Annotated in this window: 10 protein-coding genes; 3 read left to right on the top strand and 7 right to left on the bottom strand. The window is 47.3% G+C overall.

Annotation, left to right across the window (positions count from 1 at the left end):
- The 3 genes from ICN45_RS02365 to hrpA all read right to left on the bottom strand — a co-directional run bounded on the left by ICN45_RS02365 (window position 1) and on the right by hrpA (window position 5,928).
- Window positions 1–807, bottom strand: a complete 807-nt coding sequence (locus ICN45_RS02365) for a polysaccharide deacetylase family protein (RefSeq protein ID WP_216172657.1) — start codon at window positions 805–807, stop codon at window positions 1–3.
- A gap of 9 nt (window positions 808–816) precedes the next feature.
- Window positions 817–1,854, bottom strand: coding sequence for a YVTN family beta-propeller repeat protein (locus ICN45_RS02370; RefSeq protein ID WP_255531055.1), 1,038 nt, complete (start codon window positions 1,852–1,854; stop codon window positions 817–819).
- 69 nt (window positions 1,855–1,923) lie between these two features.
- Window positions 1,924–5,928 (bottom strand): ATP-dependent RNA helicase HrpA, encoded by a 4,005-nt coding sequence (hrpA, locus tag ICN45_RS02375; protein ID WP_216861706.1) that lies wholly within the window; start codon window positions 5,926–5,928, stop codon window positions 1,924–1,926.
- A gap of 53 nt (window positions 5,929–5,981) precedes the next feature.
- Here hrpA and argA point away from each other — a divergent pair, with 53 nt between their 5' ends.
- Together argA and ICN45_RS02385 are read left to right on the top strand one after the other, a co-directional pair.
- On the top strand, window positions 5,982–7,346 hold the full coding sequence (gene argA / locus ICN45_RS02380) for an amino-acid N-acetyltransferase (protein ID WP_216172660.1): 1,365 nt from the start codon (window positions 5,982–5,984) through the stop codon (window positions 7,344–7,346).
- A 34-nt stretch (window positions 7,347–7,380) separates the two neighbouring features.
- The gene (locus ICN45_RS02385; RefSeq protein ID WP_216172663.1) at window positions 7,381–7,653 is read left to right on the top strand and encodes an oxidative damage protection protein; all 273 of its coding nucleotides are present in this window, start codon (window positions 7,381–7,383) and stop codon (window positions 7,651–7,653) included.
- A gap of 249 nt (window positions 7,654–7,902) precedes the next feature.
- On the opposite strand, the gene rpiA is transcribed toward ICN45_RS02385, so the two are convergent.
- Window positions 7,903–8,613, bottom strand: coding sequence for a ribose-5-phosphate isomerase RpiA (gene rpiA / locus ICN45_RS02390; RefSeq protein ID WP_216172666.1), 711 nt, complete (start codon window positions 8,611–8,613; stop codon window positions 7,903–7,905).
- A gap of 112 nt (window positions 8,614–8,725) precedes the next feature.
- On the opposite strand from rpiA, the gene tal reads away from it, so the two are divergent.
- The gene (gene tal / locus ICN45_RS02395; protein ID WP_216172669.1) at window positions 8,726–9,691 is read left to right on the top strand and encodes a transaldolase; all 966 of its coding nucleotides are present in this window, start codon (window positions 8,726–8,728) and stop codon (window positions 9,689–9,691) included.
- 30 nt (window positions 9,692–9,721) lie between these two features.
- Here the strand turns inward: tal and ICN45_RS02400 are convergent, their stop codons facing one another.
- Genes ICN45_RS02400 through rnr form a run of 3 tightly spaced genes read right to left on the bottom strand, consistent with a single transcriptional unit; the run spans window position 9,722 to window position 13,092 of the window.
- Entirely contained in the window at window positions 9,722–9,907 is a 186-nt protein-coding gene (locus ICN45_RS02400) for a YgaP family membrane protein (RefSeq protein ID WP_216172672.1), read from the bottom strand.
- A gap of 18 nt (window positions 9,908–9,925) precedes the next feature.
- Complete coding sequence (gene rlmB / locus ICN45_RS02405; RefSeq protein WP_216172675.1) at window positions 9,926–10,693, bottom strand: 23S rRNA (guanosine(2251)-2'-O)-methyltransferase RlmB; 768 nt, start codon at window positions 10,691–10,693, stop codon at window positions 9,926–9,928.
- 14 nt (window positions 10,694–10,707) lie between these two features.
- On the bottom strand, window positions 10,708–13,092 hold the full coding sequence (gene rnr, locus ICN45_RS02410; protein ID WP_216172678.1) for a ribonuclease R: 2,385 nt from the start codon (window positions 13,090–13,092) through the stop codon (window positions 10,708–10,710).
- Window positions 13,093–13,129 lie beyond the last annotated feature (37 nt).

Consider the following 13,129-nt stretch of genomic DNA (forward strand, 5'->3'; position numbering starts at 1 on the left):
TTATTTTGACTGAAGTAGGGAATTTTTGGGTGGCATGGGTACATTGATGGGTGCTTTAGGCAATAAACCAAAGCAAAACCCCCGATTTTTTAGATTGACAATCAATGGCTCTAAGACGGCAGGTGCCCAAGGATCCTTTCTGGACCAAATACCCAAGTGAGCCATGGTGATATCGCCATCTTGGATATCCCGACTCGCTTTATCCAACAGTACGTGATTGGGATGCCTGTCTGAATTTAGCTCATCACCCAAAAAGCCCGCTGCTGCCCAGCCAATATATTCATATCCGCACATATCCCCCATACGGATCAGGGCCGGTGAAGTTTTGCCACCAGGAGCACGCCAGATTCTCTCTAATGGCTGATTGGTCAACTCCTGAAAGCGCTGATCTACCTTGCGTATTTCTTTGCACATCGCTGCTTCGTTATAGAGCAGGGTCATACCCGCTTTAGGACCAAACTGAGGTTTCTCAAAGACTTCGCCTTTAGGTCCATCTTTGACAAAATAAATGTGATCATAGGTATGACTGCCAAAATGGTGTCCTTCTTTAGCCCGCTCTTGCCAATAGGCCTTCCAAGAATCGTCTAAAGCAAAATCACCGCGATACGTTTTTTCATTCGATAAGAAGAAGGTCGCTTTTACATCTTGACGCTTCAGAATCTCAGCGACCTTGCTCGCCATAGCCATATTGCCAGTGTCAAAGCTCAAGTAAACCGTTTTATGACAGCTTGATTGTGCGCGCGTGCTAACAGCAAAACAACCAAGTAGTAGCACGGCTGTTAAAAAGATGAGTTGCTTGTACTTCATGGTGAATAGTTATTCCCAAGCGGCTCGAGGATAAAAGAATACGCCATGGGGTGATTTACCCACTGGGATGACTGTCATCAGCTTCATGGAAGGGATGTCAATCACGCCTACTTTTTTAGAGAATCGAAAAGTAACCCACAGCGTTTTACCGTCAGGGGTGATCTCCATATCATCTGGACCTGCTGGCAAGCCGGTGATTTCACCCTCTTTTTCCAGCGTTTGCATATTAATTAAACTGATAGAGGATGCAATCCGGTTACTAACAAAGAGATGCTTCTTATCACCCAGCGGTCGGAAGTTGTGTGCACCCTTGCCTGTGGGAATACGTTTCACTTCTTTGCGTGTCTTCCAATCGATCACTTGCACGTAGTCATCGCCAGTGATACCCACCAATAAGTACTGATCTCCCGGTGTCATCCACAAACCAGCAGGGACTTTGCCAGTCGGCATTACCCAAAGTACGCTTTGTGTTTCTAAATCAATGGCTACAAGTTCGCTTGAATCTTGTAAAGTAATAAAGGCAATTTTGCTATCTGCAGTAAAAGCGATATGACTCGGAGTTTTCGCCAGCTTCACTGTCTTGGCTAATTTGAGATTGGCGCCATCCGCCGCATAAATATCTACCCGGTCCAAACGATTGCCATTTGCAATAAACCATTTATGGTTTGGTGAATACCCAATTTGGTAAGGGTCGATGATGTTCGGAATTTTTCCAGTTAACTCGCCAGTACTAGGATTCATCAACACCACATCATTACCTGCTGCATTCGCAATCAGTAAGGTTTTTTGATCGGGGGTCATCATCAAGTGATGGGGTTCTTTACCCACTGGAACTGTCTTGATTACTTGCCGTGTCGGCATGTCAATCAAGCTCACGGAAGCTTCGCCTGAATTGAGAATAATCGCCAGCTTTGGCTGATTTGCTGCAGGGGCCTGGATAGTGGCAGGGTTCGTTTGTGCAAGCACAAAGTGACTTACTGAAAGTAAGGCAAACCAAGAGGATGCCGCAATAGTGCGAAATCTTCTAATCTGAATAAATATATGCATCCCGCTATTGTAAGCAATCAATAGGCTTTTATTACCCTCTAATATCCTCAATAGCACAGTGGATTTGACTTAGCGCAAGCTAGCCAAAACTTTTTCTAATCGTTTTAAAGACATTGGGCTTGGGGTTTTCAGTTCCTGGGCATATAAAGCTACCCTTAGCTCCTCTAACTGCCAACGGAAATCTTGTAAAGCCGGGTCTTCTGTCATGGCATAAGAGGCTGAACCCTTATTACCCTGCAAGCGCTTTTGCCAAGGTCGCGCCACGGATTCCCAATCTTTTTGACATTGCGCATCACGACTCGGGTTCGTCCGCAACTTATCAATTCGCATTGCAATCGCTTTTAAGTAACGTGGCAGATGCACTAATTGCGCATAGGGAATCTCCGCAACGAACTGAGGAAAGATCAAGGCTTGCATTTGGGTTTGAATATCCACATAAGCACTTGGCGATGCTGCTTTTGCTTGAGCAATTTTTTTCTGTAAATCCGCATGCGCTTGTAGTGCATTTAATGCATGCCGTGCAATTTCTTGAGCAATTAAAGCTAAGCGTGCTTTACCTGCCTGTACGCGTTCAGCAAATTGCTCTGTGTTGTTTGGTAGCGGATCGATCATAAAAGCACGCTCTAGTGCCACATGGAGAATCTGTTCTATCAGACCATCTACTGACCCCACATTAATAAACAACAAGCCCAGTTCCCGAATACCCGGCAACTGTTTTTGCAATGCTTTCAAAGTATCTTTATTACTTAAGGCGAATAAGCGACGTAATCCGAATTGATGTTGCTTGCGAGCCTCTAATAGATCATCAAAGACTTCTAAGTCACAGTAGCCTCCACGATCAACCAAGGCAGGATATCCAAATAAGGTTTTATTGCCTTTTTGAATTTCTAATGTCTCTGGTAGCTCACCAAACTCCCAGCTACGGTAACCACCCTGCTCAAGCTGTTGGACTTTATCAGCAAGGGGTTTAGCTCCATCAAGCCGAGGTGCGGGATCAACCCCGAGTTCTGCCTGCGCCGTTTCTTGGGCAATCGCCTGAAAAGCACTGCGCGCAGTTTCCCCATATTCCGCACGTAAGCGTGCTAAGTTGCGCTCTACTTCTAGCTGGCGGCCATGTTCATCAATCAAGCGAAAGTTCATGGAGGAGTGCAAAGGTAATGATTCAGGTCTAAAGTCAGTACGTTTAATTTCTAAACCACGCTCTTTGCGAATATCTCCAATCAGACTATCTAAGAAATCCCCCACTCCAAATTGTTTTTCCTCTAGCTTGCGCTCCAGGAATGACTTAGCGTAATCCGGTAGTGGTACACAATGCCGTCTGAGTTTTTGTGGGAGTGATTTCAAGAGGAGAAGTGCTTTTTCTTCACACATCCCTGGTACTAGCCATTCGCAACGACGTCCATCTACTTGATTGAGTTGCGTCAGCGGCACCACTAAGGTCACTCCATCCTTTGGGCTTCCGGGTTCGAAGTGATAGGTCAAGCTAAGGTCTGCGCCACCCACCATCATATTCTTTGGATAGCGATCCACGGTGATGCCAGCAGCTTCATGGCGCATTAAATCGGCTTTTTCGAGTCGCAGTTGATTATCTAGATCAGCTTCCTTCTTAAGCCAAGACTTCAGCTCCTCCCGACTGCGGACCTCCTTCGGAATGCGTGACTCATAGAACGCAAAGAGCAGATCATCGTCTACCAAGACATCTGGACGGCGAGAGCGATGCTCCAGCGCTTCAATTTCTTTAATCAGGCGCCGGTTATGCCAAAAGAAGTTAAATAGCCCAGAGTATTTTTTCTTGGCGTCAGCTTCTGTCTCTCGCTGCAGTGCTGAGGTATCCATGCGCCCGAACAATTCTTCTTGGACTAAGGCTTGACTGATAAATAACTCGCGGGTTTCATCCGGATTGTGCGGCTCATAGCGCACACGTCGACCATGATAGATCGGCAAACCATATAAGGTACCGCGCTCAAAAGCCATCACTTCACCTTGGCGGTTGTCCCAAAACGGCTCACTTAATGACTTGATGAGCCGATGGGCTGCCACTTGCTCAACCCATTGCGGCTCAATCTTGGCAATCGTGCGGGCATACATGCGATTGGTCTCTTGCAGTTCACCCGCTACGATCCAGGCACCCGCTTTTTTACCAATCGTTGAACCTGGCCAAATAAATGGACGAATACCTCTAGCACCTACATAACCACCAGTCTTGCTGTTGCGGTCCTGGGATTTTTCATCTTCTTCTTTTTTGGCGACATAGCCAAGCAGTCCTGTTAATAAAGAGAGGTGTACTTGCTCGTAAGTGGCAGGAATTCCATTTTCTTTCCAGCCCTTCTCGCCGAGCATGGTGTGCAACTGTCCATGCACATCGCGCCATTCACGTAGGCGACGCGGGGATAAGAATTTACTTTTACATAAATTCTCCAGCTGGCGATTACTGTGTTTATGTTGTAAAGCATCTTGATACCAATTCCACAGTTTTACAAAACTCAGAAACTCAGAACGTTCGTCGGCAAATTGAAGATGGGCTTGATCTGCTGCCGCTGCTTGATCCATCGGTCTATCGCGGGGATCCTGAGTGGCTAAAGCGGATGCGATGATGGCAACTTCTTTTAAAGCGTTTTGTTCTTTAGCCGCTAGTAACATACGACCGATGCGCGGATCCAATGGCAAGTCTGCTAGTTGCCTGCCAATGGCTGTGAGCTTAAAGCTGTTATTGATATCTTTGTCATCGCCAGCTTCTGAGTCATCCAACTCGATAGCGCCTAATTCATCTAAGAGTTGGACACCGTCTGCAATGGCTCTACCAAGCGGCTTATCAATGAATGGGAAATACTGAATTTTTGGCAAGCGCAGTGAGCTCATGCGCAACAAGACTGCTGCTAATGAGCTACGCAATATTTCAGGATCGGTAAATTTGGGGCGACCTTGGTAATCGAGTTCGCTGTACAAACGAATACAGATACCGTCTGAGACACGGCCACAGCGCCCTGCTCTTTGATTGGCTGCCGCTTGAGAAATCGGCTCAATTTGAAGTTGCTCAACCTTGTTGCGATAAGAGTAGCGCTTGACTCTAGCCAAGCCACTATCAATCACATACCGAATATTGGGTACAGTTAAAGAAGTTTCAGCAACGTTGGTTGTCAAAATAATGCGGCGCCCATTGCCGGGATTAAATACCCGTTCTTGCTCAGCTACTGACTGACGAGCAAAGAGACTCAGAATCTCTGGATGAAAACGCTGCTGCAAGACGTGATCCTTGCGTAGCGCTTCAGCGCAATCACGAATCTCGCGCTCACCTGGTAAAAAGACTAAGACATCACCCGCGCCTGCAGTACCCTCTCGCCAAAGGTTGGCAATTTCTTCTGTAACTGCATCTGAAATTTCTTTTGCAGCCTTCGATTCTTTTTTTCCATCGGGCTTGACATCAGGCTCTAGTGGTGAATAGCGCTGCTCCACTGGAAATAATCGACCACTGACCTCAATCACCGGTGCCATCTTGCCGTTGATGGCAAAGTGTTCAGCAAAACGCTGGGCATCAATCGTTGCTGAGGTAATGATGAGTTTGAGGTCGGGTCTCTTTGGGAGCAGCTGCCGCAGATATCCCAAAAGAAAGTCGATATTTAAACTGCGTTCGTGCGCTTCATCAATGATGAGGGTGTCATAGGCTTTGAGCTGGGGGTCGCGCTGGGTCTCTGCCAATAAGATACCGTCGGTCATGAGCTTGATTGAGGCGGTCTGGCTTGTCTTGTCAGCAAAGCGCACTTGATAGCCAACGTCTTGCCCAACTGGCGAGCCAAGCTCTTGCGCAATTCTTTTGGCTGTAGCGGTCGCTGCAATACGACGCGGCTGAGTATGGCCAATCAACTTGCCGCCATTGATGGTGCCACGCCCTAGGTCCAAACAAATCTTGGGTAGCTGGGTAGTCTTGCCTGAACCAGTCTCACCGCAGACTATGACCACCTGATGGCTCTGCAAGGCATCTTTGATTATTTGCCTCTGGCCAGAGACCGGCAATTCTTCCGGAAAGCGGATTTCGAGCCTGCGTGGGGTGTTGGAAGCAGGCACAGGCTTTGGCATTGCTTTGGGTTTTTGTTGGTTTATAGGCTCTTGCACCCTATAATTTTCTCACTATGCCAACAAATGCACCAAACTCGGCTTCTATTGCCGATGAAACTACCTCCAACTTCCCCTTCGTAGGCTGGTTGCGCGACGTCGCCCCCTACATTCATAGCTTCCGCGAAAAGACCTTTGTCATTGCCTTTGCGGGTGAACTTGTTCAAGAAATCGGCCTTGAGAACCTGATTGAGGATATTGCCATGTTGCATGCCATGGGCATGCGCATTGTGTTGGTTCATGGCATTCGTCCCCAGATTGAAGAGCAACTGATGTTGCGCAAGATTAAAAGTAAGTTTGGTAAAAGTTCCATCCATAACTACCGCATTACCGATGCTGCCGCATTAGAGTGCGTCAAAGAGGCTGCCGGAGAATTGCGTCTTGATATCGAGGCAGCGTTTAGTCGTGGTCTCCCAAACACACCTATGGCAGGTTCCCGTATTTCAGTGATCTCCGGAAACTTCATCACCGCAATGCCAGTGGGCGTTGTGGAAGGGATTGACTATATCCATACTGGTTTAGTACGCAAAGTAGACTCTGGTTCTATTAGTCAATCCTTAGATAGCAACAAGATTGTTTTACTCTCGCCTTTAGGTTTCTCCCCTACAGGTCAAGCGTTTAATCTAGCCTATGAAGATGTAGCCGCCTCTACTGCTGCTGCGCTCAAAGCGGATAAGTTAATTTTCTTGAGTCCTTATGAAGGTCTGTACGACCTCGAAGGTGATCTCATTACAGAATTATCCTTACCTCAATTGCAAGACTACATGGTTGAGAACAGCGCACTGGATATTGGTATGAAGAGCTTGCTCAATATCTCGGGCAGAGCAATTCGCTCTGGAGTGAGCCGCGTCCATTTCTTGCCCTGCAATCGTGATGGCGCTTTACTTGAAGAACTCTTTACCCACGATGGTATTGGTATGATGCTTGCCTCATCCGATATTGAGAACCTGCGTGAAGCCAATCAGGATGACGTCGGTGGTATTTTGCAACTCACGATGCCTCTTGAAGATGAGGGTATTTTGGCTTCCCGAGGCCAAGATGTGATCGAGCGTGATATTCAACGCTTCTCCGTGATTGAGCATGACCGTGTACTGTTCGGTTGCGCCGCTCTTTTCCCCTTCCCCAATGGCGTTGGTGAATTAGCCTGTCTGGCGGTTGATCCCGATGTTCAAGGCTCGGGTGACGGTGAACGTCTTCTCAAGCGGGTAGAAATGCGTGCCAAACAAGAAGGTATTAAAAAATTGTTTGTTCTGACTACCAGAACAGAGCACTGGTTCTTGAAGCGCGGCTTTAAGCGGGCCACGGTGGATGACTTGCCCGAAGAAAGAAAAGAAATTTATAACTGGGACCGTAAGTCCATGGTATTAACTAAAGATCTATAAGAGATCTATAAGAAAAACAAGAAAGGTATTACAGATGGCACGGATGGTTCAATGCATCAAACTGAATAAAGAAGCTGAAGGAATGGATTTCGCTCCACTTCCCGGTGACCTTGGTAAAAAGATTTGGAATCAAGTATCCAAAGAGGCATGGGCTGCCTGGTTAAAGCAGCAGACGATGTTGATTAATGAGAATCGTCTCAATATGGCCGATCCCCGTGCACGTCAGTACTTGTTAAAGCAGGTAGAAAAGTATTTCTTTGAAGGTGGTGCCGATACGGCGCAGGGCTACGTTCCGCCTGCAGAGTAAAGAAGGTATTGCATCACAGCAAAAATATATTTGCATTCATTGATTTGTTTTGTTGACACCCAAAATATTAAAGCATAGGATGTAATCGTGGTGCGACAGAAATAGTGTTCCGCCACATTGGCGAAAGCCACTAGGAATGAGCATATCTATATGCTCATAGGCTAAGGAACTAAATACCTTCCGAGCGCCTGCGCCATGCAATCCATGGCAAACAACCCGATGGGCATACCCCGTCGGGTTTTTTAATCCTTAGAGCACGATTCTGTCTACGCCCGAGGCATTACTCACTAGCAAGATATTGGCTTTTTCTTTTGCAAAGAGTCCAACCGTAATCACACCCGCAATTTGATCGATTTGTGCTTCCATGGTGATGGGGTCTGTAATCTGCAAACCAGCTACATCTAATATCCAAGCGCCGTTATCAGTCACAAATGCTGCGCTTGGAGTTTGGTTCAGGTCTGCGCGAGTCGTTTTTGCCAAGCGTAGACTTACCTTACCGCCCAACTTCTCTAATTCTCTCGTGACTATTCCTTTTGCAAGCGGAATAATTTCCACTGGTAGCGCGAAATTACCCAAAACCGGGACTTGCTTTGATGAATCACAAATACAGATGAACTGCTTAGCCATAGAGGCAATAATCTTTTCACGGGTGAGTGCCCCGCCACCGCCCTTCATCATGTGCCCTGCTGGATCGATTTCATCAGCACCATCGACATAGGCCGGAAGACTGACGACGTCATTCGGATCGAGCACCTTAAATCCATGCTTCAGTAAACGCTCCGTAGTGGCATTCGAGCTCGAGACTGTTCCAGCAAAGTGATCTTTGTGCCCCGCTAGTGCATCAATAAAGTAATTGACGGTTGAGCCAGTTCCAACGCCTAATATTTGCCCGGTAGGCAGCTTCAATACTTCATCTCGCGCTGCCTCGCCTACCATTTGTTTCAATTGATCTTGGTTCATATGCCTGCTGAACGCCCTTATGCCTTAACTGGAATGGAGTAATTCATCCATCTATCATATGATATCCATTAGAAACCCACTACTGCAGACCCTTATTTAGACCAATCTAGCCATGAATAGCACCTCATCAGCCCCAAACCAACTAGAGCAACTCAAAAAACTTACAACGGTAGTTGCCGATACAGGTGACTTCGAGCGCATGCAGGCGTTCCGGCCGCAGGATGCCACTACCAACCCATCCCTCATTCTGAAGGCGGCCCAACAAAGTAACTATCAAGCCCTAGTGCAGTCGGTTAAAAATGCCCATCCTGGTCTGAGCCCTACTGACTTGGTAGATTACATCTTGGTGGCGTTTGGTTTAGAGATTCTTAAAATCGTTCCTGGCAGAGTCTCTACAGAAGTAGACGCCCGCCTCTCTTTTGATAGCAAAGCAACCGTAGCCAAGGCTAAGCATTTGATTGCCCTGTATGAGTCGCATGGCATTGATCGCCAACGCATCTTAATTAAATTAGCTGGCACTTGGGAAGGGATTGCAGCAGCTAGAGAATTAGAGGCTGATGGAATTCATTGCAATATGACCTTGCTCTTTTCTTTAGTGCAAGCGGCTGCCTGTGGCGCTGCAAATGCCAAGCTAATTTCTCCGTTTGTGGGACGAATTACCGATTGGCACAAGGTAAAACTTGGGGCAAATTGGAGTGATGTCAATCATGGTGGCGCCAATGATCCCGGTGTGACTTCGGTAAAGCGCATTTTTGCTTACTACAAGCACTTTGGCATCTCTACAGAAATCATGGGGGCGAGCTTTCGTAACACGAGTCAGATCCTAGAGTTGGCAGGATGTGATCTATTAACGATTAGTCCAGAACTCTTAGCCGAACTTCAGGGCAGCACTACTGCAGTGAGCAAAAAACTCGATGCAGCGAATGCACAAGGGGAAGCGATTACCCCATTAAAGCTTGATGAGTCTAGTTTCCGCTTGCAGTTAAACAATGACGCCATGGCAACAGAAAAGCTCGCTGAAGGAATTCGGAACTTCTGTGTGGATACAGAAAAACTAGAAGCGCTACTCGCTAAGTAAAGCTTCTAGATTTTTGATTTGCTGCTTATTTTATTTTTTAGCAGTATTAATACCGAGTAAGCCATAAGCTGGGCAATTACCGAGCATACCCGTTGCCAGAGGAATAATGCCAATCCAAGCCCATGGGCCAGTGATACCAAATGCTGCCAGACCCATCAGGGTGACGCCAACAGTCATGCGTAGTACACGTTCAGTGTGACCAATATTGCATTGCATATAAGCCTTTCGAGTAATTTACTTGGCAGCTTTGTTAGTTGCTTTTGCTAGGCGCTGTCTTAATGCCTCATACAAGCATACGCCACTTGCAACCGAAACATTCAAACTTTCTACCGCACCCTGCATTGGAATACGCACCAGCTCATCACAGTTCTCGCGCGTCAGGCGGCGCATACCCTCACCCTCAGCGCCCATCACAATGGCAATGGGGCCAGTCAGATCTAAATCGTAGATGGATTTTTCAGCTTCATCATCTGTGCCAATGAGCCACACACCCGCTTCTTGCATCTCTTTCATACTGCGGACGAGGTTGGTTACGGTAATCACTGGAATCACTTCAGATGCACCACTAGAGACTTTACTAACGGTGGCATTAATTGAGGCTGAGCGATCTTTAGGGACCACTACCGCATCAACACCAGCGCCATCGGCGACACGCAAACAGGCTCCAAAATTATGGGGATCTGTTACACCATCTAAGACCAGGAACAGCGGCTTCTTTGGCGTACCCTCTAAATCCTCTACCACTTCAGTAATGCTGCGCGCAATGGTCATCTTTTCAGCTAAGGCAACGACACCTTGATGGCGATCATGACCGGCTAATTTATGCAGACGCTCTGCATCGGCAGCATGTAAGCGTTCACCCAAACTCTCTTCAGCTTGCTTTAAGAAATCCCCCATCCGCCTATCACGACGACTCGGATCAAAATACACAGACTTCAGGCTATCTGGATCTACGCGCAAACGTGCTTGTACCGCATGAAAGCCTACTAATATTTGTTTCATTGTTTACTTAATCTTTATTTTCGACGAGCATTGGTGCTACGGACTGGCGGCTTTGTGCCAGCAGGCTTGCCAACAGAACGCCCTGGCTTGTTGGATTTGCCATTTTTGCGACTAGCCTTACTCTTCGATTGGGTGGCACCCAATGTGCCAGCAGATTTAGCGGCATTGACATTCACTCCACCCGGTTTTTGCGGGGTTTTGTTGTCAGCCCTATTCCGCTTAGGGGCGGCCCTCTTATTCGGTTTTCCGGTATCGGTAGCGAGTAATAATTGCCTACGATTAGCAGAACCACCGGGCTCAGCACCCATTGATTTCACCAGACTAAATTCAATCTTGCGAGCATCGAGATCAACGCGACTAACTAGCACATGTAAACGATCGCCTAAACGATAACGAATACCAGTGCGCTCGCCACGCAATTCTTGACGAGCTTCGTCATACTGGAAATAATCTCCACCCAATTCAGTGACGTGAACCATGCCTTCAACAAACAGATTCTCGAGCTGAATAAATAAGCCAAAATTCGCTACGCCTGTGACTGTTCCGGCATATTCCTGACCAAGATGGTCGCGCATGTAGTAACACTTGAGCCACGCCTCGACATCGCGAGATGCTTCATCAGCACGTCGCTCATTGGAAGAGCAATGCACGCCTAACTGGCCCCAGATTGGTAAGGCGGCATTTGCGCCTTTTGGCAAGCGAGCCCCTTTTACTGGAGTAGCCTTAGCATCACTTTGGGATTTTTTCGCATTGACTGCATTTTCACGGCCTTTACCCTTACGTGGCAAAGTCAGATTCAAAGGTACTAGTGGTGGCAGAACCGGTACATAGGGCTTTTTCTGCAGAATCGATTTAATCACGCGATGGGTTAATAAATCGGGATAGCGCCGAATCGGGCTGGTGAAATGAGAATACGCTGGATAAGCTAAACCGAAGTGACCTTCATTATCAGGTTGATACATTGCCTGCTGCATCGAACGCAATACAACTGATTGCAGCATATTGGCATCCGGGCGCTCTTTAACCTCACGCATGAGCTTTGCATAATCTCGAGGCTTAGGCTTATCGCCCCCATCCAATGACAGGCTTGAGGTTCTTAAAACTTGACGTAAGGTGGCCAATTTTTCTTCAGAGGGTTCACCGTGCACACGGTAAAGACTTAAATGTTTATTCTTATCAATAAAGTCTGCAGCGCAAACGTTGGCCGTCAGCATGCACTCTTCAATCAGGCGATGGGCATCATTACGCAGGCGTGGCTCAATCCGCAGGATCTTGCCAAGCTCATTACTAATAATTTGTGTCTCAGTAGTTTCAAACTCAATCGCACCCCGCTTCTCACGAGCAGACAAAAGAATCTTGAATAAAGAGTAGAGATTAGTTAGTAAAGGACGGAACTGCGCAAAGCGCGCTGCTTCAGGGCCTTTACTATTGGAAAGGATTTCCCAAACCGTATCGTAAGTAAAGCGCTGAGCTGAATGCATGACTGCTGGATAGAACTGGTACGCCAAAACAATGCCGTTGTTATCTACTACAGAGTCACAGACCATACAAAGACGGTCGACACCGGGGTTTAAGGAGCACAGGCCATTGGAGATCTTCTCAGGCAGCATGGGAATAACGCGCCTTGGGAAATAGACTGAAGTGGCACGCAGTAGGCCTTCGTCGTCCAAAGGATGCCCAGGCTTAACGTAATGCGAAACATCGGCAATCGCCACAATCAAACGCCAAGCTTTAGTCTTGCCGTACATGATCGGCTCACAATACACCGCATCATCAAAGTCTCTGGCATCTGCGCCATCAATCGTAACTAGGGGCACATCCCGTAAATCAACCCGACCTTCTAGATCTGCTTGCTGAACTGTATCTGGTAAGGCAGCTGCTTCTTTCTTAGCAGCAGTGGAGAATTCATGTGGCACGCCATATTTGCGTACGGCGATTTCGATCTCCATACCAGGATCATCGATCTCACCTAAGACCTCAACTACGCGACCAACTGCTTGACGATAGCTATCTGGGTAATCAATAATCTCCACGCTCACTACTTGGCCTAACTTTGCTGCACCTTGCCCTTTGGGTGGGATCAAAATGTCGTGGCCAATGCGTTTATCTTCTGGCGCCACAATCAGCACACCATTTTCATTTAAAAGGCGACCAATCACGACTTTGTTTGCGTGTAGAACGACCTCAACAATCTGCCCTTCTGGACGACCACGTCGATCGGCTCCCAATACTCTGACATTGACTCTATCGCCGTGCATGACGCGGGACATCTCTCGTTCAGAGAGAAAAATATCTTCACCACCATCATCGGGAATGACAAATCCAAATCCATCTCGGTGACCCTGAACTGTTCCTAAACGGTCAGCCTCACGTGGCACCAAGTCTTTTGCTTTACGCATTTAATTCCTTCGGCAATACCTGCCCTTGCTATATATC

The organism is Polynucleobacter alcilacus, from assembly GCF_018881545.1.
GTDB lineage: Bacteria > Pseudomonadota > Gammaproteobacteria > Burkholderiales > Burkholderiaceae > Polynucleobacter > Polynucleobacter alcilacus.